The organism is Actinomycetospora succinea, from assembly GCF_004363095.1.
GTDB lineage: Bacteria > Actinomycetota > Actinomycetes > Mycobacteriales > Pseudonocardiaceae > Actinomycetospora > Actinomycetospora succinea.
Window position 1 is genome coordinate 160,068 of the sequence record NZ_SNYO01000008.1, and the last position, 20,278, is coordinate 180,345.

The 20,278-nt window shown below is 74.0% G+C and carries 21 protein-coding genes; 10 read left to right on the top strand and 11 right to left on the bottom strand.

What is annotated here, in order from left to right; all coding sequences use genetic code 11:
• Positions 1–15: 15 nt before the first annotated feature.
• Positions 16–900: a TrmB family transcriptional regulator gene (locus tag EV188_RS23650; protein ID WP_133828764.1), complete on the bottom strand. Its 885-nt coding sequence runs from the start codon at positions 898–900 to the stop codon at positions 16–18.
• Positions 901–917: 17 nt separating this feature from the next.
• Positions 918–1,691: an SDR family NAD(P)-dependent oxidoreductase gene (locus EV188_RS23655; protein ID WP_243741946.1), complete on the bottom strand. Its 774-nt coding sequence runs from the start codon at positions 1,689–1,691 to the stop codon at positions 918–920.
• Between the two features lie 148 nt (positions 1,692–1,839).
• Between EV188_RS23655 and EV188_RS23660 the strand changes: the two genes are divergently transcribed.
• On the top strand, positions 1,840–3,192 hold the full coding sequence (locus tag EV188_RS23660) for a metal-dependent hydrolase family protein (protein ID WP_133828765.1): 1,353 nt from the start codon (positions 1,840–1,842) through the stop codon (positions 3,190–3,192).
• Positions 3,185–4,213 carry an amidohydrolase family protein gene (locus EV188_RS23665; protein WP_133828766.1) on the top strand — a complete coding sequence of 343 codons (1,029 nt, stop codon included), beginning with the start codon at positions 3,185–3,187 and terminating at the stop codon, positions 4,211–4,213. The genes EV188_RS23660 and EV188_RS23665 overlap by 8 nt, the downstream gene beginning before the upstream one ends.
• Here EV188_RS23665 and EV188_RS23670 read toward each other — a convergent pair.
• From EV188_RS23670 to EV188_RS23700, 7 genes are all read right to left on the bottom strand, one after another.
• A complete protein-coding gene (locus tag EV188_RS23670; RefSeq protein ID WP_133828767.1) occupies positions 4,179–5,498 on the bottom strand; it encodes an MFS transporter in 1,320 nt (439 codons plus the stop codon). The two genes, EV188_RS23665 and EV188_RS23670, sit on opposite strands and share 35 nt — an antisense overlap.
• 63 nt (positions 5,499–5,561) lie before the next feature.
• Entirely contained in the window at positions 5,562–6,308 is a 747-nt protein-coding gene (locus EV188_RS23675; protein ID WP_133828768.1) for an SDR family oxidoreductase, read from the bottom strand.
• Positions 6,309–6,325: 17 nt separating this feature from the next.
• On the bottom strand, positions 6,326–6,556 hold the full coding sequence (locus EV188_RS23680; RefSeq protein WP_133828769.1) for a ferredoxin: 231 nt from the start codon (positions 6,554–6,556) through the stop codon (positions 6,326–6,328).
• Positions 6,553–7,746 carry a cytochrome P450 gene (locus EV188_RS23685; protein WP_243741947.1) on the bottom strand — a complete coding sequence of 398 codons (1,194 nt, stop codon included), beginning with the start codon at positions 7,744–7,746 and terminating at the stop codon, positions 6,553–6,555. Before EV188_RS23685 ends, EV188_RS23680 begins: the two co-directional genes overlap by 4 nt.
• 40 nt (positions 7,747–7,786) lie before the next feature.
• The gene (locus tag EV188_RS23690) at positions 7,787–8,836 is read right to left on the bottom strand and encodes a Gfo/Idh/MocA family protein (RefSeq protein ID WP_133828770.1); all 1,050 of its coding nucleotides are present in this window, start codon (positions 8,834–8,836) and stop codon (positions 7,787–7,789) included.
• Positions 8,833–9,849 carry an LLM class flavin-dependent oxidoreductase gene (locus tag EV188_RS23695; protein ID WP_133828771.1) on the bottom strand — a complete coding sequence of 339 codons (1,017 nt, stop codon included), beginning with the start codon at positions 9,847–9,849 and terminating at the stop codon, positions 8,833–8,835. The genes EV188_RS23690 and EV188_RS23695 overlap by 4 nt, the downstream gene beginning before the upstream one ends.
• Positions 9,850–9,859: 10 nt before the next feature.
• Positions 9,860–11,317, bottom strand: coding sequence for an FAD-dependent oxidoreductase (locus tag EV188_RS23700; protein WP_243741948.1), 1,458 nt, complete (start codon positions 11,315–11,317; stop codon positions 9,860–9,862).
• 155 nt (positions 11,318–11,472) lie between these two features.
• On the opposite strand from EV188_RS23700, the gene EV188_RS23705 reads away from it, so the two are divergent.
• The 8 genes from EV188_RS23705 to EV188_RS23740 all read left to right on the top strand — a co-directional run bounded on the left by EV188_RS23705 (position 11,473) and on the right by EV188_RS23740 (position 18,777).
• On the top strand, positions 11,473–12,666 hold the full coding sequence (locus EV188_RS23705) for a cytochrome P450 (RefSeq protein ID WP_133828772.1): 1,194 nt from the start codon (positions 11,473–11,475) through the stop codon (positions 12,664–12,666).
• Positions 12,663–13,049 carry a nuclear transport factor 2 family protein gene (locus tag EV188_RS23710; RefSeq protein ID WP_133828773.1) on the top strand — a complete coding sequence of 129 codons (387 nt, stop codon included), beginning with the start codon at positions 12,663–12,665 and terminating at the stop codon, positions 13,047–13,049. Before EV188_RS23705 ends, EV188_RS23710 begins: the two co-directional genes overlap by 4 nt.
• A 10-nt stretch (positions 13,050–13,059) precedes the next feature.
• On the top strand, positions 13,060–14,043 hold the full coding sequence (locus tag EV188_RS23715; protein ID WP_133828774.1) for an LLM class flavin-dependent oxidoreductase: 984 nt from the start codon (positions 13,060–13,062) through the stop codon (positions 14,041–14,043).
• Positions 14,044–14,053: 10 nt separating this feature from the next.
• Positions 14,054–14,506, top strand: coding sequence for a nuclear transport factor 2 family protein (locus EV188_RS23720; protein ID WP_133828775.1), 453 nt, complete (start codon positions 14,054–14,056; stop codon positions 14,504–14,506).
• Positions 14,507–14,586: 80 nt separating this feature from the next.
• Positions 14,587–15,429, top strand: a complete 843-nt coding sequence (locus EV188_RS23725) for an SDR family NAD(P)-dependent oxidoreductase (RefSeq protein ID WP_133828776.1) — start codon at positions 14,587–14,589, stop codon at positions 15,427–15,429.
• A 3-nt stretch (positions 15,430–15,432) separates the two neighbouring features.
• Positions 15,433–16,710: a cytochrome P450 gene (locus EV188_RS23730; RefSeq protein ID WP_133828777.1), complete on the top strand. Its 1,278-nt coding sequence runs from the start codon at positions 15,433–15,435 to the stop codon at positions 16,708–16,710.
• Positions 16,707–17,198 carry a nuclear transport factor 2 family protein gene (locus tag EV188_RS23735; RefSeq protein WP_166660039.1) on the top strand — a complete coding sequence of 164 codons (492 nt, stop codon included), beginning with the start codon at positions 16,707–16,709 and terminating at the stop codon, positions 17,196–17,198. The genes EV188_RS23730 and EV188_RS23735 overlap by 4 nt, the downstream gene beginning before the upstream one ends.
• 112 nt (positions 17,199–17,310) lie before the next feature.
• Entirely contained in the window at positions 17,311–18,777 is a 1,467-nt protein-coding gene (locus EV188_RS23740; protein WP_133828779.1) for an NAD-dependent succinate-semialdehyde dehydrogenase, read from the top strand.
• Between the two features lie 49 nt (positions 18,778–18,826).
• Here EV188_RS23740 and EV188_RS23745 read toward each other — a convergent pair whose 3' ends face one another.
• Entirely contained in the window at positions 18,827–19,861 is a 1,035-nt protein-coding gene (locus EV188_RS23745; RefSeq protein ID WP_133828780.1) for a DUF3616 domain-containing protein, read from the bottom strand.
• 5 nt (positions 19,862–19,866) lie between these two features.
• Entirely contained in the window at positions 19,867–20,256 is a 390-nt protein-coding gene (locus EV188_RS23750) for a hypothetical protein (RefSeq protein WP_133828781.1), read from the bottom strand.
• Between the last annotated feature and the right edge of the window lie 22 nt (positions 20,257–20,278).

Consider the following 20,278-nt stretch of genomic DNA (forward strand, 5'->3'; position numbering starts at 1 on the left):
GATCGGTGGCGTCGCCTAGCGACGGCGCCGGCGGGCCGGGGCCGCGGCCTCCGAGCGCCCGCCCAGCTTGAGCAGCGCGGCCGGGATGCCGTGGTCGGCGCGCAGGCGCTGGATCGCGGGGTCGTTCGCCCAGAACGTCTCGAAGTCCTCGGGGGCGAGCTTCTCGGCGATGAGGTGCATGGCGATGTCGTGGCGCACGTACTCGACGGCGACGAGCACGACGGCGGGGTCGTCGGTGAACACGCCCCACGCGTCGTCGCCGACCACGCCGCCGATGACGGCCTGCTCGCGGTCGGCGGCGACCACCATCAGCCGGCAGCCCAGGTTCTCCAGGGCGACGTCGGGCGAGGAGAAGCGGTGCACGGTGGTGGCGCCGACGGGCTCGGCGTCCTCGCCGAAGCTCACCACCGAGACGTCGACGCCCTCGTTCTCGGCGCGGCGGGCCGCGGCCTTGAGCGGCGCGAGCTCGGCGGGCCAGCCGGAGAGGAACAGGTCGTTGCGGGCCGCGCCGACGACGTCCTCGGCACGCGCGAGCAGGCCGTCGCGGTCGGTGAGGTTGTGGACGATGCGCACCTGGGGCGGCACGGCGAGGCGTGGCAGCTCGGTGCCCAGTGCGTCCATGGAGGCGTCGAACTCGCGGCGCATGCGCTCGAGCAGCGACGCCGGCGGCAGCGACAGGTAGCCGACGCTCGCGTCACCGGTGTGCACCTCGTACGCGGCGCCGCGGCCCACGAGCTTGCCGAGGGTCTCGTAGACGGTGCTGCGCGGCACGCCCGAGCGCTTGGCGACCTCGTACCCGTTCAGCGGCGTCCCGGCCGCCACGAGGGCCACGTAGGCCTTGGCCTCGTAGCCCGACATCCCGAGACGACCCAGCTCGTCGATGACGCTCTGCTGCGACATGGCTCCATCGTCCCAGGTCAGTCGGCGGAGGCGTCGGAGCGCGCGCGGGGCATCGCGTTGAGCGCGCCGCGGGTGATGCCGCCGTCGACCGCGAGCGTCTGGCCCGTGACGTAGGCGGCCTTCTCCGAGCCGAGGAAGAGGACGGTCTCGGCGACGTCCTGCGCGGTGCCGAGGCGCCCGAGCGGCACGCGGCCCGAGCGCAGCCGCCGGACCTCGGGGTCGGCGTAGATCGCGTCGGACATCCCGGCGTCGATGAGGCCCGGCGCGACCGCGTTGACGCGGATGCCGTGGGCGCCCCACTCGAGGGCCATGTGCTCGGTGAGCATGACGACGCCGGCCTTCGACGCCGTGTACGCGCCGGCCCCGGGCGCCGCGGCGAGCCCGTTGATGGAGGCGATGTTGACGATCGCGCCGCCCGTCGACTCCGCGATCATGCGCTCGGCGGCGACCCGCGCGACGAGGAACGTGCCGGTGAGGTTGACGTCGAGGGCCGCGCGCCAGTCGGCGGCCGCCAGCTCGAGCAGCGGGCCGAAGCGCACGATCCCCGCGTTGTTGACCACCAGCGAGGGCGCCGCGGGCAGCTCGGCGACCGCCGAGCGGACCGAGCTCTCGTCGGTGACGTCCACGGCCATCGGCACGCACGCCTCGCCGATGTCGTCGGCGACGGCACGGACGGCCTCGCCGTCGAGGTCCCACGCGGCGACGCGGTACCCCTCCTTCGCCGCGTGCCGGGCCAGGACGGCACCGATCCCCCGACCGGCCCCGGTGATCACTGCCCACGTCGTCGTCACGGTAACGACGCTAATGCCGCTGATCGATCGCGTCCATCACCTGGCGATGGTTCGCTCTTGTGCGAGACTGAGACCCAGGGCACGGCACGCGTGCGAGTAGTCGTCAGCCCCCTGACGGCGCACGTTCGACCCCCGGGAGGCGTCCGGCATGGCGAGCATCCTCATCCACGGCGGCACCGTCGTCGACGGCACCGGCGCGGCGGCACGGCCCGGCGAGGACGTCCTCGTGCGTGACGGCCGCATCGCCGCCCTCGGCGCGGCCGCCGCGGCCGGCGCCGACGCGGCCACCGAGCGGGTGGACGCCACCGGGAAGACGGTGATGCCCGGGCTCATCGACGCGCACACCCACCTCACGTTCGGCGAGCCGACCGGCAACGACGAGCTCTTCAACCACCGCACCGAGGCCTACAGCTCGATGCTCTCGGCCTACAACGCGCGCAAGGTGCTCCGCGCCGGCGTCACGAGCGTGCTCGACGCCGACTGCCTGTGGAACATCGGCTGCGAGCTCCGGGACGCGATCGAGGCCGGGATCGTCGAGGGCCCGCGGATGCGTGCGGGCGGCCAGGCGCTGATGACGATGCTGGGCGGCACGGCCGGCCGGATGATCAAGGACGAGGGCACCACCGGCTACGCCACGGTGGTCACCGGCCGGGACGTGATGGTCAACGAGATCCGCCGGCAGATCAAGTACGGCGTCGACTGGATCAAGATCATGGTCACCGGCCTGATCCCGTCGATGAAGGGCCCCGAGGTCAAGGTCTGGAACATCGACGAGCTGCGCACCGTCTGCGACACCGCGCACGAGCTCAACACCAAGGTCGTCGCGCACTGCCGCAACTCCGACTCCACCCGTGACGCCGCCCGGGCCGGGGTCGACCTGATCTACCACGCCTCCTACCTCGACGACGAGGCGATCGAGGCCGTCGTCGAGGCCGGCGCGTCGATGTGCCCGACGTTCACGCTGCTCGGCAACCTCGCCGACTACGGCGAGAAGATCGGCACCGCCCCCGAGCTGCTCGACGTCTTCCGCGCCGAGATCGAGGTGACGGCCAAGCAGCTGACCAAGGCGCACGCCGCCGGAGTCCGCTTCCTCACCGGGTCGGAGACCGGCTTCGCGGTCACGCCCGTCGGCGAGTGGCACGCCCGCGAGCTGGAGATGTTCGTCGAGTACATGGGCATGACGCCGATGGAGGCGATCGTCGCCGCCACCCGCAACGGGGCGTTCGCGATGCGCATGGAGGGCGAGGTCGGCACGCTCGAGACGGGCCGGGTCGGCGACGTCCTCGTCGTCGACGGCGACCCGCTGCGCGACGTGAAGGTCCTGCAGGACAAGGAGAAGATCGTCGAGGTGATCAAGGGCGGCAGGCGCACCGACCTCGTCACCCCGATCCCCGAGCAGAAGCAGCGCGCGTCCGACCAGGTGCGCTTCCTCGCCGCCTGCCCGCTGACGCGCTCGCTCGCGCTCACCGAGGAGCAGCTCGAGCGCATGTCCCATGTCTGAGGGCGTCCTCGACGTCCACGCCCACGCCGTCCTGCGCTCCTCGGAGGGCGCGGCCGGGGCGGCCGGGCCGGAGCTCGGCACGTCGTCCGACGGGCGGCCGTTCTACCGCGTCGGCGACTACGTCCTGCACGGCGTGCGCTACGAGGGCAGCCCGTTCATGGACGTCGACCTGCGCCTCGCGGCGATGGACGCCGCCGGGATCGCGCGACAGCTCCTCTCCCCCAATCCCCTGACCTACTTCGGCGACCTCCCCGTCGACGACGCCGTGTCCTTCGCGCGCCGCCACAACGACGGCCTCGCCGCACTCGTCGCGGAGCACCCCGACCGCCTGCTCGCGGCCGCCCAGCTGCCCGTGCAGGACGTGGCCGACAGCGTGACCGAGGCCCGGCGCGCGGTCCGCGACCTCGGCATGAGCGCGATCTACCTCGACACCGACCCGGCCGGCCGCACCCTCGACGACCCGGCCCTCGACCCGCTGTACGAGGCGGTCGTCGAGCTCGACGTCCCGCTGTTCGTGCACCCCTCGCCGATCGGCCCGGACGGCCCGCCCGCGGACCCGCGGCTGCGCCGGTTCGACCTCGACCTGCAGTGCGGCTTCGCGTACGACGAGACGCTCGCGGTCGCCGCGCTGGTCTTCGGTGGCGTGCTCGAGCGCCACCCCGAGCTCGACGTGTGCCTGTCCCACGGGGGCGGCGCGGCCGCGTTCCTCGCCGGGCGCTTCGCGCGGGCGGCGCGCAAGCGGCCGTGGGCGTCGGACGCCCTGCGCGAGCAGGGCTTCGAGGCGTGGTTCCAGCGGCTCTGGCTCGACGTCCACGTGCACGACGAGGGGTCGCTCGACCTCCTCGCGGCCCGGGCCGACCCAGCCCGCCTGGTGTTCGGCACCAACTTCGCCGGCTGGGACTCCGACGCCGACGACACCCCCACCGGCCCGTGGGCGCAGGCGCTGACCGCGAACGCGGAGCGCCTGCTGCGGATCACGCCGACCGCTACATCGGCAGCGGGCGACGCGCCGTCTCCCTGAGCGCCAGCACGGCGGGCAGCGAGACCACCGCCAGGATCATCACGTAGTACGCGCCGACCATGGTCGAGCCGGTGACGCCGCCGAGCCAGGTCAGCAGGTACGGCGCGGAGCCGCCGAAGAGCGCGACCGACAGGTTGTACGTGATGCCGTGCCCGCTGACCCGGACCCTGGTCGGGAAGAGCTCGACGAGCGCGGCGTTGATCACCGCGGCGTAGGCGCCGGCGAGCAGCCCGAAGAGCACCAGCCCGCACGCGATCAGCCCGAACGTCCCCGAGGTGATGAGCAGGAAGCTCGGGTACGACAGCACCAGCAGCCCCACGACGCTCACGAGCAGCACGGTCCGGCGCCCGACCCGCTCGGAGAGCCACGCGCCGCCGACCTCGGCGACCAGGCAGGCCGCCAGCGCGATCACCGAGGGCGCGAAGGCCTGCAGCCCGGAGAGCTGGAGGCTGCGGGTCGCGAAGCTCGGGAGGTAGCCGACGATCATGTAGAACGACGACGCGTTGGCCGCGACCAGGAAGAACGCGATGACGAGCAGCCGGCGCTGCTCCCGGCCCGCGAGCGCCGCGCGCACCGGGTTGGCCGCCCGGTTGCGCTCCTCGCGCAGCGCGAGGAAGTACGGGGTCTCATCGAGCTTCTGGCGGATGTAGAGCCCGATCAGGCCGAGGGGCAGGGCCACGAGCAGCGGGATCCGCCAGCCCCACGCCTGCATCTGCTCGGTGGACAGGGTCAGCAGCAGGACCCCGGGGATCAGGCTCCCGAGCAGGGTCCCGACGACGGCGCCGACCGAGATCATGCCGACGAAGAAGCCGCGGCGGTTCTCCGGCGCGTGCTCGGCGACGAACGAGACGGCACCGGAGATCTCCCCGCCGGCCGAGACGCCCTGCACGAACCGCAGCAGCACGAGCAGCACCGGCGCCGCCAGCCCGATCGCGGCGTAGCCCGGCAGGACGCCCATCAGTGCCGTGGCCGCGGACATCAGCAGCACCGTGAGCGCGAGGGTGCGCTTGCGCCCGATCCGGTCCCCGACCGCGCCCCACACGAACCCGCCGAGCGGGCGGGCGAAGAACGCGACGGCGAACACCGCGAGCGTGGACAGCAGCGCCGTCGTCGGGTCGACCGACGGGAAGAACACCGCCGCGAGCGTCGTCGCGAGCACCGCGTAGACCGAGAACTCGTAGAACTCGACCAGCGAGCCGATGACGCCGCCGGCGAGCAAGCGCCGCAGCGCCCGCCGGGTGGTGGCGTCGTCGGGGGCGGGGGGTGCCGTCGGTTCCGTGGACATGCGCGCTCCCCGTAACGTCGTCGTGGCGGAGGGTAGACGTTAGGGAGCTGACGACGACTCTGTCTAGAGCAGACCCTGGTACGCCCCGCCGTCGACGGGGACCGCGGTGCCGGTGACGAACCCGGCCCGTTCCGAGCACAGGAACGCGACCAGCGCCGCGCACTCCGCGGGGTCGCCGAGCCGCCCGGCGGGGACGCCGGCGAGGGCGGCGGCGCGCGCGTCGGGGTCGGCATACACCGAGCGCACCCGGTCGGTGTCGTGCAGGCCCGGGAGCACGGAGTTCACGGTGACCCCGTCGGCGGCGACCTCCCGCGCCAGCGTGCGCAGGAACCCCGTCGCCCCGGCCCGCGCGGTGTTGGAGAGCGCGAGGTTGGGATACGGCTGGCGCACGCCGAGCGAGGTGATCGCGACGACCCGCCCCCAGCCGCGCTCGCGCATCCCGGGCACCGCGGCCAGGCACATCCCGACGACGGCGAGCAGGCTGCGGTCCAGCGCGGCCTGGTAGTCGGCGAGCGCGGTGTCGGCGACCGTGCCGGGACCCGGGCCCGGGCCGTTGACGACGAGGAGGTCGAGCCCGCCGTGGCGCGCCTCGACGTCGCGGACGAACCCCGCCGCGGCCTCCGGGTCGCGCAGGTCGGCGACCAGCCAGTCGGTGCCGAGCTCTGCCGCGGCCGCCTCGGCGCGCCCGGCGTCGCTGCCGCAGATCGTCACCTCGGCACCCTCGGCCACGAGTGCCGCCGCGCAGGCCCGTCCCAGCCCTGCCGTCCCCGCGGCCACCGCCGCGCGCCGTCCCCGGATCCCCAGGTCCACGTGTGCTCCCCGATCAGCTACGAGGCGAAAATGTCGATCTCTTCGCCGGTGTCGGCATCGAACACCAGCAGCGCCGACGACGGGCAGGCGCGGGCGAGTCGAAGGGCGGCGTCGTCGGGCAGCGCGGGCGCGCCGGGCACCCCTTCCGCCACCTCCTCGTCGTCGAACCGGAACCGCTCCGGGTACTCGGCGACGCAGCGGCCCGAGCTGATGCAGATCTCCTTGTCGACCTCGATGCGGTAGGTCATCCGAGCACCACCGGATAGGTGCCCCAGTACGGGCGCGCGGTCGACGCGTCGCGCTCCGGCGGGCGGTCCGGGTCGCGGCCGACCCCGGCGGCGAACAGCTGGCCGACCGCGCCGGTGACCAGCCCGAACAGGTGCGTGTCCGGGTCGGTGTCGGACCGGGCGACGACGCCCGCGGCGAGGTCCTGCCCGATGCAGACGTGCATGCCCGCGGCGAAGCTCAGCCCGAACGGGGCGACGCCCGCGGGCACCGTGCGGTCGGGGTCGAAGGCGGCCGCGTCGGGCCCGAAGAGCGTGGCGTCGCGGTTGACGGCCTGCAGGTCGATCACCACGGTGGCGCCCTCGGGGATCGTCGTGCCCGAGCGCAGGGCCACCGGCGCGAGCGCGCGGCGCATCCCGACCGGGCTCGACGGGTTGAGCCGCACGGTCTCGTGCACGCAGCGCTGCACGAACAGCGGGTCGGTGTGCGCGTCGGCGCGCTCGGGGTGCTCGGCGAACCAGCCGAGCATGTGGTCGACGGTGCGCACGAACGCCGTCGCGCTCGTGTGCGCCCCGGCGAGCAGGTAGAAGGCGACCTCGCGGCGGACGACGTGGTGCGGGAGGTCCAGCTCGTCGGCGTGGCGCAGCAGGGTGGCCAGCACGTCGCGGGGCGGCTCCACCCCCTGGTCCAGCATCTCCCGCCGCCGGGCGATCGACGGCGCCAGGAACTCCTCGTCCCACTCCTCGAGCGCGCGGGCCACCTCGGCGGCCTTCGCGGCCTTGTCGCCCGTGGCGTGCGCCAGCGTGGCGCCCTCGATGAACCGCATCATGTGCGCGTGCAGCCGGGCCGTCTCGGCGGCGGTGCCCTCGGGCCGGTCGATCCCCGCGGTCAGCGCGGCCAGGTTGAGCATCAGCTCGTGGCCCAGGTGCACCAGGTCGACGTGGCCCGCCGCGACGTACGGGGCCAGCGTCTGCGCCGTGACCTCGGGGAACAGGTCGCGCTCGTAGCGCTCGAACACCTCCCGGCGGAACATCCGGTTCTCCACGCGGCGCCGGTCGCGGTGCTCGGTGCCGTGCAGGTTCACCAGCACGTCCGCCATCACCACCTCGCCCTCGTCGTAGAGGGACTGGCGCAGCTCGCGGCTGCGGTAGGCGTCCTTGGCGTCGGCGAACGTGCTCAGGGTGACGACGAGCGACTCCCCGGTGGTGGTCACGGCTTCCTCCTCGAACCCGGCGACCCTCGGACGGTAGTCGTTAGGCGACTGACGTCAAACCGCCGTCGACGGCGTCGGCGACGGTCAGGGCGGCGACACCGTCCGCGAAGGTCGGCAGGTCACCGGGCGCTCCCCCGTCGGCCACGTGCGCGACGAGCGCGCGGACGAGGCGGGTGAAGGGCTCGGTGGCGCCGCCCTCGGCGGGCACGATCTCCGCGAGGTCCTCCCCCGGGCGGGCGCCGGAGAGGCGCACCGGGAAGTGGCCGGTGTGCCCGGCCGCCTCGGCGACTAGCACGCCCTCCGAGCCGTGCGCGACGAGCCGCCAGCCCCCTCCCCCGGGCGCCACCCAGGAGCTGTGCACCGAGCACAGCGCGCCGTCCTCGGTGCGGGCGGTCCAGGCGGCCGAGTCGACGCTGTCGGCCGGGACCGGCCCGTCGGGTCCCGGCCACGTCGGCGCCCGCCGGGCCACCAGCCCGCGGACGTCGCCGAGCTCGCCGAACACCCACCGCAGGACGTCGGCGGTGTGCAGGCCGTGCACCCGCAGCGAGCTCGCCCCGTGGGCGGCCTCGGCGCACCAGCCCGAGCCGCGCACGGCGGCGGGGTTCGTGAACGTCGGGTAGAACGCCTGCACCGCGACGTTGTCGACCCGGCCGATCCCGCCCTCGCGCACCCGGCGGCGCAGCTCGGCGAGACCGGGCCAGTAGCGCGACTGCATGTCGACGACCGCCACCCGGCCGGCCGTGCGGGCGGCGTCGGCCATCTCGCGGCCCTCCGCCGCCGACCGGGCCAGCGGGGCCTCGCACAGCACGTGCTTGCCGGCCCCGAGTGCCGCGGCGACCATCGCCGCGTGGCGGCTCGGGCGGGTCGCCACGTCCACCAGGTCGACCTCCGGGTCCGCGCAGAGCGCCTCGAACCCGACGTGCGCCCGCGGGACGCCGTGCGTGCGGGCGGCCTCGTCGGCGGTCTCCCGGTGCGCGGTCGCGACCGCGACGAGCTCCACGAGCCCCTCGCGCGCCAGCGCGGCGTAGACGGGCAGGTGGGTGCCGGCCGCGTAGTGCAGGCCGACCACCCCCACGCGCAGCGGCGTCACGCGGGGACCGCGGGCCGGTCCAGGGCGGGCAGCACCTCGGTGCCGAACAGCTCCATGGCCCGCAGGACCGAGCGGTGGTCGGGCCCGGTCGGGTACCGGAAGATCATGAGGAAGTCGTCGACGCCCGCCTCGTCGCGGAAGCGCCCGATCGTCTCGACGCACTCCTCGGGCGTGCCGAACACGAACCGGTCGCGCACGAACTCCTCCAGGGTGATCTGGTCGGCGCTCGTCACGCCGGGCAGATCGGTGATGGCGCCGTAGTCGAAGAGCGTGCGGGCCATCGCGAGCGCCGTGTCGCCGAAGAGCTCGAGGGCCTCCTCGCGCGAGGTGTACGGCCAGCAGAAGCGGATCGAGGTCACGTGCGGACGCCGGCCGGCGGCCTCCGCGGCGGCGCGGTAGTCGGCGGCCATGGCCGTCATGGTGTCCAGCGACATCAGGGCGTTGGTGATCCAGCCGTCGCCGAGGCGCCCGGCGCGGCGCAGGCCGCCGGGAGTCCAGGCCGCGAGGTGCAGCGGGACGCCTCCGTCCTGCAGCGGGCGCGGCAGCACGGCCTGGTCCTCGAAGTGGTGCAGCTGGTCGTCGAACGAGAAGCGCTCCTGCGTGTGGGCCGCCCGCACGATGCGCACGGTCTCGTCGAAGCGCTGCGCCCGGTCCTCCCACGGCACGCCGGCCGCGGTGTAGTCGACGGGCATGTAGCCGGCGCCGAGCCCGAGCCAGGCGCGCCCGCCGGAGAGCTGGTCGAGGATCGCGGCGTCCTGGGCCAGCACGACGGGTGCGTAGAGCGGGGCGATGGCGATCGCCGTGCCCACGCGGACCCGCTGCGTGCGGGCGGCGATGGCGAAGGCGAGGTGCAGCGGCGCGCCGAAGTACTCGTCGGAGTCCTTGTGCTCCGTGGTCAGCGCGGCCGAGAACCCGAGCCGGTCCGCGGCCTCGGCCTGCTCCAGGATCTCGGCGAGCACCGTCTGCGGCTCGCCGGTCACCTGGCCCTGCGTGAACAACACTCCGACCGACATCGTCGTCTCCTCAGGAGGTGGTGGGCTCGGGGTCGAGCTGCACGAGGGCGATGCGGGTGTCGAGCATCCCCGGCAGCTGGGCGTGGAGGACCGATCCGTGGCCGCCCCCGCCGCGGACGTCGCGGGCCGCGGCGCGCCCGGCGAGGCGGCCGAGCGTGAAGCCGCCGCTGATGTGGATGCCGCCGAGGTCGGAGACGGGGTTGAGCCCGCCCACGCAGTCGCCGGCGGCGAACAGGCCCGGGATCGCGTCGCCGAAGACGTCGAGGACCTGCAGGTCGGTGGTGACGCGGAAGCCGCCGCAGCAGAAGTTGATGCCCTCCACCATCGGCACCGCGGTGAACGGCGCCCGCGCGCACGTCCGGCGCCCGGGCGGCAGCACCACGCGGCCGAAGTCGGGGTCCTGCCCGGCCCCGGTCGCGAGGAAGTCGTTCCACCGCGCGACCGTGGCCTCGAGCGCCGCCGCCGGGACGCCGATGGCGGCGGCCAGCTCGGCGAGGCTCCCGGCGGTCACCGGCGGCTCGGGCATCTGGCCGATCAGCGTGGCCTTCTCCCGGGCGACCTCGTCGTCCACGACGTACCAGGCCCGGCGGCCGGGCTGCTCGTGCAGGCGGTCGACCCGCTCCTCGTACGGCCCGGCCTCGTCGTGGAAGCGCTCGCCCGCCTCGTTGACCGCGATCGCGTCCTCCACGACCGACGAGGAGACGATCACCAGCGGCGGCACGAAGGTCATGTTGATCAGGTCGCCGCCGATGGCCTGGCCCAGCAGGTGGCCGTCGCCGCGGCACGTGTCGATCCCCAGGTAGGGCGCGCGCGACACCGCCTCGGGCTGGATGCGGCGCCGCAGCTCGGGGTTGGCCTGGTAGCCCCCGGTGGCCAGCACGACGCCGCGGCGGGCGGTGACCTCGAGGAGCGCCTGGTCCGTGGTCGAGTGGGCCCGCACCCCGGTGACGCGGCCGTCGGTGACGACCAGCCGGTCGGCGACGGTGCCGTACCGGACGGTCACGCCGGGGCGCTCGACGTCGGCCCGGAACGCCCGGCCGAGCATCCAGCTGTCCTCCACGGCCGCCATCCGGTCCACGGTGTGCTGGCGGGGCCGCGGGATGAAGCGGCTGAAGCGCACGCCGCGCTCGACGAGCAGGCGGTAGGTCTCCGCGCTCTCCCGGGCGAACAGCCGCACGAGCGCCTCGTCCCACTCGACGCCGAACCGGTCGCGGGCCTGCTCGACCATCGCCCGGGCGTCCGCGACGAACGTCTCCTCGTCGTCGGCGATGTCCTGCTCGCGCTGCATCGCGGAGTCGACGAAGGCCAGGTAGCCCGTGGACCACACCGCGTTGCCGCCGATGTGGTCCATGGCCTCCAGGACGACCACCGTCGCGCCCTCGTCGGCCGCGGCCGCGATCGCGGCCATCCCGGCGGGACCGGTGCCCAGCACGACGACGTCGGCCTCGAGCGCCTCGACCTCGGACACGGTGGCTCCCCGCTAGGTTGGAAGAGACGGTGGGACGGGTCACAGACTGGGGAGCCGACCGGGCGGCGTCAAGTACCTGACGACGCCGTCGCCACTCGACCGGATGCGGGTGCGTTGCTAGCGTCGTTAGCCACGCCACGCCGAGGGAGTGTTCCTTGCCCACGATCACGCTGGACCGTTACGCCGACGTCCGCGAGGCCTACCGCCAGCACGATCTCGAGCAGGCCCTGTACGACGCCGGCGGCGTGGTCATGGCCGACTGCCTGCTGGTGCTGCACGGGTCCGCGCACCGCACGCGCCGCCGCGTCGAGAACCGGCTGTTCCGCCGCGGGACGTTCCGGCACTGGGAGCACACGTTCCTGCGCGACGTCGTCACCGACACCCTCGCCCCGTTCGTCGCCGCCGGCCGCGCCGACCTGCTCGAGCTCGGCTACCGCACGGTCATGAACCTGACCGCGATGGTCGCGGGCGTCGACCACTCGACCACCGAGGTCGCCGAGACCGACGCGCTCTACCGGTTCGCGAAGAAGTTCTCCGAGGGCGCGACGCTGGTGCACACCACCCGCGACCCCGAGGAGGTGCGGGCCGAGGTCGCCGACGCGCTCGACGAGTTCGACCGGATCTTCCTCACCCCCTCGATCGCCCGCCGCGAGGCCCTGCTGGGCCGGCTCGCCGCCGGGGAGATCACCGAGGACGACCTGCCGCGCGACGTCCTCACCGCGCTGCTCCGCCACACCGAGGAGCTCGGCCTCGACCGCGACATGCTGCGCCGCGAGGTCGCGTTCTACCTGCAGGCCGGCTCGCACAGCACCGCCGACGCGTTCTCCCACGCCGTCGACGACTGGTTCGCCTGGTCGGCCCGCGACCCCGAGGCCGCCGAGGAGGCGCGCCACGACCCGGCCCTGCTGCAGGCCTGCGTCTACGAGACGCTGCGGCTGCACCCGGCGAGCCCCGTGGCCCGCCGCCGCGCCCTCGCGCCGATCTCGCTGCGCGGCGGCACCGAGATCCCCGAGGGGTCGGAGGTCGTGCTCGACATCGCCGCCGCCAACCGCGACCCAGAGATCTTCGACCGCCCGACCGAGTACGACCCGGCCCGCGACGTCCCCGCCGAGGTCCCGCGCTGGGGCCACGCCTTCGGCGGCGGGATGCACGCCTGCATCGGCACCGAGCTGGCCGGCGGGGTGCCGGCGGCGACGGACCGCGAGGGCGCCCAGGTCCTCGGCACCGTGACCCTGATGCTCGACGCCCTGCTCGCGGCGGGCGCGCGCCCCGACCCGGCGGCGCCCCCGCAGCGCGACCCGCACTCGGCGCGGGACCACTTCGCGTCGTACCCGGTGGTCTTCGGATGACCATGCCGCCCGTGGTGGGGCGCTTCCTCGCCGCCGTCGAGGCCCGGGACGCCGACGCCGCCGGGGCGTGCTTCGCCGAGGACGCGACGTGGGCGAACGTCCCGCACCCGCCGGTGGTCGGCCCCGCCGGTGTGCGCGGCATGCTCGCGCCGATCCTGGCGCGCTCGGCGTGGGTCCGCTGGGACATCGTCACCGCCGCGCACACCCCGGAGCGGTCCTGGCTGGAGCGGGTCGACCGCTTCGGCATCGACGGCACCGAGTACGCCGTCGCCTGCCACGGCGTCGTCGAGGTCGACCCGGACCGCGACCTGATCACCGCGTTCCGCGACTACGTCGACCTCGGCGAGTGGCGGGCGCGGCTCGGCGCCGTGCTGACCCTGTGACGGACGAGCGGTGACCGACGAGCTCAAGATCGGCCTCGGCCTCTGGAGCGGCCAGCACGGCGACCCCACGGACGCGGTCGCCCTCGCGCGGGCCGGCGAGGACGCCGGGTTCGACTCGTTCTGGGTCACCGAGCACCACGGGATGCCCGACGGCTACCTGCCCTCGCCGCTGACGGTGCTCGCCGCCTGCGCTTCCGTGACGCAGCGGATCGAGCTGGCGAGCGGCGTGGTCCTCGCCCCGCTGCACCACCCGCTGCGCCTGGCCGAGGACGCCGCGCTCGTCGACCGGCTCAGCCACGGGCGCCTCCTGCTCGGCCTCGGGCTCGGGTACGCCGCGCACGAGTACGCCGCGTTCGGCGTCGACCCGGCCACGCGCGGGGCGCGGCTCGAGGCGCTGGTCGGCGCGCTGCGGGCCGCCGGCACGGGCGAGCCGTTCGACGCGCCGGGGCTCGGCCTGCACGACGTCCGGGTCACGCCGACCCCGGCGCGCCCGATCCCGCTCTGGCTCGGCGGGTACGCCGAGCGCGCACTCGCCCGGGCCGGGCGCCTCGCCGACGGGCACCTGGTCGGGCGCGGCGAGCCGGCGATCGTCGAGGCCGCCTCCCGCACCCTCGCCACGGTCCGCGATCCCGCCGACCCGACCTTCGTCCGCGGCGTCGTCGTCACCTGCGTGCTCGACGCCCCGGGCGGCGGGGCCGCCCACGCCCGCGCCGGGTTCGCCCGCGCCCAGGAGGCCTACGAGGCGATCCAGCAGGGCCGGGCGGTCTTCGCCGGGCTCGCGGACCCCGCCCGCGCGGCCGACATCGACGCCCACATCCAGGTCCGCGGCGACGTCGACGACGTCGTGACCGGCCTGCGGGCCGTCCTCGCGTCGCTCGCGGCGTGGTCGCGGGTTCACCTCGTGGTCCGCGTGGCGTTCGCCGAGCCGGACCTCGACACCGTCCTGACCCGCGTCGCGACCATCGGCGAGCGGGTCCTCCCCCACCTGCGCTGAGGAGCGAACCATGGACCCCGACGACCGCGTCGCCATCACCGACGTCCTCGCGCTGTACTGCGAGCGGATCGACTCCTACGACATCGACGCCGTCGTGGACCTGTTCACCACCGACGCCGTCATGGACTTCGGCCCCGGCCGCGGCGGGGAGCTGCGCGGGCGCGCGGCGCTGCGGGCGCGGTTCGCGGGCGGCCAGGGCGGGTTCCGGCGGACCCACCACCACCTCGGCCAGGTGCGGCTCACCGACGCGGGCGACGGGCGGGTGCACGCCGTCTCCTCCTGTTCGGCGGGCCACGAGCTGCACGACGGCACGCAGTGGCGGGTCGGCCTGCGCTACGTCGACGTCCTCGTGCGCGAGGACCGCTGGCGCATCGCCGAGCGCCGGATCGAGGCCGCGCTCGTCGAGAACGGACCGCGCGACGGGTGGACGTGGATCGGCCGGAAGGACCCCGAGACCGCCTGAACCTTGCCGCCTCCGTCGAGCGGCGTTAGCGTCCTCACGACGCATGAGCGGCGTCACAGGGAACTCAAGGAGGCGTTTCGATGGCGGCAGTACTGCGCGGGCTCGAGGGCAAGCACGTCCTGATCACGGGCGCGGCGAAGGGCCAGGGCCTCAGCCACGCGCTGGCCTTCGCCGACGCGGGCGCCGACATCGCCGCGCTGGACATCACCGACCCGATCCCCGACATCTATCCGCTCGCGACGGGGCAGATGCTCGAGGACACCACCAAGGCCGTCGAGGCCACCGGTCAGCGGTGCCTGCCGCTGGGCTGCGACATCCGCGACGAGAGCCAGGTCGAGGCGTCGGTCGCCAAGGCGCTCGACTACTTCGACGGCCGCATCGACATCCTCGTCAACAACGCCGGCGTGGCCGCGCTCGACACCATCCAGGGCATGCGCAGCCACGTCATGGACGCGGTGATCGACACGATCCTCAAGGGCCACATGTACGTCGCGAAGTACGTGGTCCCGAACATGATCGGCCGGCGCTCCGGCAAGATCATCAACATCTCGTCCGGCGTCACCGGCTCCGGGCACGCCCAGCTGTCGCACTACGTCGCCGCCAAGCACGCGATCCAGGGCCTGACCTCGGCGTGGGCCTTCGAGCTCGCCGAGTTCGACATCAACGTCAACGCCATCGCGCCGGCCACCATCAAGCCGGGCGAGGGGCAGGGCTCCGGCATGGTGCTGGGTCTCGCGGGCGAGGTCGGCATGACCCCCGACGACGCCTACGAGATGTTCTCCGCCGCCGGCAACATGCCCGGCGACAAGTGGCGCACCGAGGTCTCCGACATCACCGACGCGGTGCTCTTCCTCGCCTCCGACAACGCCGACCAGATCACCGGCCACATCCTGCGGGTCGACGCCGGGCAGGGGGCCAAGTAGCCCATGACCACCGGGACGCGCCCCACCAAGCCGATCTTCGACCAGGAGCCGGACACCATGCGGTGTCCGTACGAGCAGTACGCGCAGCTCCGCCGCGAGGCCCCGGTCTTCCACGACCCGGAGTACGACATCTACGTCGTCTCCCGCCACGCCGACATCGAGAAGGTCAACACCCAGCCCCGGCTGTTCTCTAGCCAGAACCCCATGGGGCCGACGGTGTCGGGCGCGGTCGCGGCGGTCGGCCGGGCGCTGGCCGACGCGACCCCGGAGTTCGCCGAGCGCGTCCGGGTGGTCATGAGCCGTGGTGACGTCCTGTTCACCCAGGACCCGCCGGACCACAGCCGGCACCGCCGCATCCTCAACAAGGCGCTGACCCCGCGGTCGGTCGCGCGGATCGAGCCGCGGATCCGGGAGCTGTGCCACGGGCTCGTCGACGGCTTCGCGGGGGCGGGCGAGGTCGACCTCGTCCCGGCCTACTGCTCCCCCGCGCCCGTGCAGGCCCTGGCCACGCTGCTCGGGGTGCCGGTCGAGAACTCCGGCGACTTCGCGCGCTGGGCCGACGCGATCAACGCCGCCATCGGCACGGCGATGACCGACGAGGCGCTGCTCGCCACGCTGGAGACCCAGATCGAGTTCTGGACGTTCTTCGAGAACGAGATCGCGGACCGCACCCAGAACCCGCGCGACGACCTGCTGACCGCGGTCGTGCAGGCCCGCAACGAGGGCGACGCGCCGCTGACGCCGAACGAGATGGTCGGCTTCTGCAGCCAGCTCATCGGCGCCGGGGCGGACACCACCACCAAGCTGATCTCCTCGTTCATGCTGATGCTCTGCGAGAGCCCGGACCTCATGGCGCAGGTGCGGGCCCACCCCGACGAGCTCGGCCGGTACCTCGAGGAGGCGCTGCGGCTGGAGTCACCGGTGCAGGGGCTCTTCCGCGTCGCCACCGCCGACACCGAGCTCGGCGGTGTCGCGATCCCGGCCGGCGCGCACGTGTGGGTCGTCTACGCCTCCGGCAACCGCGACGAGGAGGTGTTCGCCGAGCCGGAGACCTTCGACCCGTCGCGGGAGCGCCTGCGCTCGCACCAGGCGTTCGGGCACGGCCCGCACTCGTGCATCGGGGCGCCGCTGGCCCGGTCGGTCGCGCGGATCGCCTTCGAGGTGCTGTTCTCCCGGCTCGACGACATCGCGCTCGCCGAGCCGGGCTTCGTGCCGCGCTACGACCCGAGCTACGTCATGCACGGCATGCAGCACCTGCCGCTGACGTTCACCGCGCGGTGAGCGAGGACCTGGCCGACCTGCGTCGCCGCCTCGAGGTCCTGGAGGCGGAGTCGGCGCTGCACCGGCTGCGCAACCGGTTCCACGAGTTCGTCAACACCGACCGGTGGGACGAGATCGGCGGCCTCTTCGCGGAGGACGCCGAGCTCGACTACTCCTACCTCGGGACGGCGTCGGGGCGCGCGGCGATCACCGAGTTCTTCGCGGCGATCCCGCGGCTGCTCCCGGCGGACGCGGGGAAGCCGTTCGTGCGCCAGTTCATCCACGGCCACGACGTCACGGTGGACGGGGACACGGCGAGCGGGACCAGCTTCCTGTTCGCCACCCCGATCTACCACGGCCAGAGCTTCGTGCTCGCGGGCCGCTTCGCCGACACCTACCTCCGCACCGGCGAGGGGTGGCTGTTCGCGAGCGTCGCCCTCGACATCTGGTACTCGGTCCCGGTCGCCGAGGGCTGGGCGGGGCCGGAGCGCCACCGGATGTCCCTGTGACAGGAGTGGTGACGGGAGTGGTGACGGGACTTCACGCGTAGCCCACCAGGTCCCAGGGCACTCCGCCGCCGACAGGCCCCGCACGCCGGGGCACGCTGACGGGAGGGGACCCATGGCCGAGAGCGACCGCGAACGCCGAGTGATCGACGAGGTCACCAAGGGCCTGATCATCGGCGGGTCGGTGCGCGACGCGACCGACGGGCGGACGTTCGGTGTCGAGGACCCCTCGACCGGCGAGCTCCTCTGCGACGTCGCCGACGCCTCCCCCGAGGACGGGATGGCGGCCCTGGACGCCGCGGCGAACGCCCAGCCCTCGTGGGCGGCCACCGCCCCGCGCGAGCGCGGCGAGATCCTGCGCCGGGCGTTCGAGCTGGTCACCGAGCGGGCCGACGAGATCGCCCTGCTCATGACCCTGGAGATGGGCAAGCCGCTCGCCGAGTCGAAGGCCGAGATCACCTACGCCGCCGAGTTCTTCCGCTGGTTCTCCGAGGAGGCCGTGCGGATCTCCGGCGAGTGGAAGGTCAACGCGAACGGCGCGGGCCGCGTGCTGGTGACGCGCCAGGCGATCGGGCCGTGCCTGCTGATCACGCCGTGGAACTTCCCGCTGGCGATGGGCACGCGCAAGATCGGCCCGGCGATCGCGGCCGGCTGCACGATGGTCATCAAGCCGGCCGGGCTCACCCCGCTGACGATCCTCAAGCTCGCCGACATCCTCGCCGAGGCCGGGCTGCCCGACGGCGTCCTCAACGTCGTCACGACGTCCTCGACCGGCAAGGTCATGGAGCCGCTGATCCGCGACGGGCGCATCCGCAAGCTCTCGTTCACCGGCTCCACGGAGGTGGGGCGCAAGCTGATCGAGCAGTCCGCCGAGCAGGTGCTCAAGACGTCGATGGAGCTCGGCGGCAACGCCCCGTTCGTGGTCTGCGCCGACGCGGACGTCGACGAGGCCGTGGCGGGCGCGATGCTCGCGAAGATGCGCAACATCGGCGAGGCCTGCACCGCGGCCAACCGGTTCTACGTGCACGCCGACGTCGCCGAGGAGTTCACGAAGAAGCTCACCGAGCGGATGGGCGACATGAAGATCGGGCGCGGCACGGAGGAGGGCGTGGAGGTCGGCCCGCTGGTCGAGGCCGACCAGCGCGACAAGGTCGCCGAGCTCGTCGACGACGCCGTGCAGAAGGGCGCCGTCGTCCGCACCGGCGGCGAGGTCCCCTCCGGCGCGGGCTACTTCTACCCGCCGACCGTGCTCGCCGACGTCCCCACCTCGGCCCGCCTGGCCAAGGAGGAGATCTTCGGTCCGGTGGCGCCGATCTTCACGTTCACCGAGGACGACGACGCGATCCGCGCCGCCAACGACACCGAGTTCGGGCTGGTCAGCTACCTCTACACCAACGACCTGTCCCGGGCGATCCGTCTCTCCGAGCGGCTCGAGGCCGGCATGGTCGGCCTCAACCAGGGCATGGTGTCGAACGCCGGCGCCCCGTTCGGCGGCGTCAAGCAGTCGGGCCTGGGCCGCGAGGGCGGCAGCGTCGGCATCGACGAGTACCTGGAGATCAAGTACATCGCCATGAACGTCTAGGTGCCTACGGCAGGTGAGCAGTATGGACGGCTATAGCCGTCCATACTGCTCACCTGGCCGCAGGCCACACGTCGCCGACGAGGCGCTCGCCGTCGAGGCGGTGGGGCGCCGGGGTGTCGTGGAGGACGAGCAGGCCCTCCGGCAGGACCGCGAGCCCCTCCGGGCGGTCGCAGCCCCGGCCCACCGCCACCTCGGTGACCACCTCGACCTCGTCGGCGGTGATCGCGGGCGGGAGCGGGGCGGCGGCCCCGCCGCGCAGGCGCACGATGCGCGCCGGGCCGTCGAGCACCATCGTCGGCCCGGCGAGCACGAGCAGGTCCTCGCCGTCGCGGGCGAGGTCGCGCACGCCGAGGCCCTCGAGGTCGACGAAGGTCTTCCTCAGCCGGTCGAGCACCAGCTCCGGGCCGTCGGCGTGCACCGCGAGCTCGAGCAGCACCGCCCACCCGCGCAGCACCGGACCCCGCAGGCCGAGGACCACGCCGCCGCCGGCGTGCGCCTCGCGGACCGCGATGCCCTCGACGTCGAACCCGTTGTCCTTGCCCGGGATGCCGTGGAACGGCCCGAGGTGCTCGTCGTCGGCGAGCGCGCCCCAGAGCCCCCGCTTGCCCGACGGCAGGCGTGCCGCCTCGCCGACCCCGTCGACCTTCTTCCCCGCTCTGACCGTCCGCGGGCCGTCGGGACCGTCGCGCAGGGGCAGGCGGGCGATCACGCGGCGCGACTTCTGCGGGTCGACCTCCGCGAGCCGCTGCCCGATCTCGTCCGGCGGGGTCCCGTGCTTGACCCGCTTGCGCTTGGCGCTGTGCGAGCCGGCCACCCAGAGGCACCCGTCGACGATGTCGAGGCCCTCGGCGTCGACCTCGTCGTCGGGCCCGCCCTTGAGCGCCACGGCGTCGCCGAGCGGGACCTCCTCGGGCGCCTCCCAGTCCAGCGACCCGCCGCCGGGCTCCCGGCGCAGCCGCAGCAGCGCGGAGCCCTCGTCGGGGGCGAGGAACATCGTGTCGCCGGTGACGGCGACGCCGGACAGGTCGACGCCCGCGGTCGGGGCGTACGCGCCGAGGTGCAGGCGCGCCGGGAGGGGGGTCATCGCGGTCACCGGCCCTGGAACGTGAAGACGGCGGTGCGCCCGTCCGAGGACTCGAGTCGCACGGTCGACCCGTCCTCGACGAACGTGCCGCCCTGCGGGACACGGGTGACGATACCGTCGTCGGAGACCTCCACCGAGCCCGGAGCGAGCGACTCGACCCGGAAATCGACGGCGTCGCCGTCGTTCACGGGGCGCCGGCTGGTGCTGCTGCGCCCGGACCCGCTCCCGGGCTCGGGCTGGTTCACCTCGATCGGTGCGCCGGTCACCGTCGCGCGGCAGCTCGTGCCCGAGCAGCTGACCGAGCTGCTGTTCCCGCCGCTGCACCCTGCGAGCAGGCCGCCCGCGAGGACAGCGAGGGCCAGCGCGGCGGCGGGGGGACGGAAGAGGGCGATCATGCCGCTGTGACGGTCCGACCGG

What these genes read in the sequence shown, in the direction of transcription:
- EV188_RS23710 (WP_133828773.1), top strand. Translation starts at nt 12,663, where the DNA reads ATGACCATGCCGCCCGTGGTGGGGCGCTTCCTCGCCGCCGTCGAGGCC.
- EV188_RS23720 (WP_133828775.1), top strand. Translation starts at nt 14,054, where the DNA reads ATGGACCCCGACGACCGCGTCGCCATCACCGACGTCCTCGCGCTGTAC.
- EV188_RS23650 (WP_133828764.1), bottom strand. Translation starts at nt 900, where the DNA reads ATGTCGCAGCAGAGCGTCATCGACGAGCTGGGTCGTCTCGGGATGTCG.
- EV188_RS23750 (WP_133828781.1), bottom strand. Translation starts at nt 20,256, where the DNA reads ATGATCGCCCTCTTCCGTCCCCCCGCCGCCGCGCTGGCCCTCGCTGTC.
- EV188_RS23660 (WP_133828765.1), top strand. Translation starts at nt 1,840, where the DNA reads ATGGCGAGCATCCTCATCCACGGCGGCACCGTCGTCGACGGCACCGGC.
- EV188_RS23680 (WP_133828769.1), bottom strand. Translation starts at nt 6,556, where the DNA reads ATGACCTACCGCATCGAGGTCGACAAGGAGATCTGCATCAGCTCGGGC.
- EV188_RS23745 (WP_133828780.1), bottom strand. Translation starts at nt 19,861, where the DNA reads ATGACCCCCCTCCCGGCGCGCCTGCACCTCGGCGCGTACGCCCCGACC.
- EV188_RS23670 (WP_133828767.1), bottom strand. Translation starts at nt 5,498, where the DNA reads ATGTCCACGGAACCGACGGCACCCCCCGCCCCCGACGACGCCACCACC.
- EV188_RS23695 (WP_133828771.1), bottom strand. Translation starts at nt 9,849, where the DNA reads ATGTCGGTCGGAGTGTTGTTCACGCAGGGCCAGGTGACCGGCGAGCCG.
- EV188_RS23730 (WP_133828777.1), top strand. Translation starts at nt 15,433, where the DNA reads ATGACCACCGGGACGCGCCCCACCAAGCCGATCTTCGACCAGGAGCCG.
- EV188_RS23665 (WP_133828766.1), top strand. Translation starts at nt 3,185, where the DNA reads ATGTCTGAGGGCGTCCTCGACGTCCACGCCCACGCCGTCCTGCGCTCC.
- EV188_RS23740 (WP_133828779.1), top strand. Translation starts at nt 17,311, where the DNA reads ATGGCCGAGAGCGACCGCGAACGCCGAGTGATCGACGAGGTCACCAAG.
- EV188_RS23725 (WP_133828776.1), top strand. Translation starts at nt 14,587, where the DNA reads ATGGCGGCAGTACTGCGCGGGCTCGAGGGCAAGCACGTCCTGATCACG.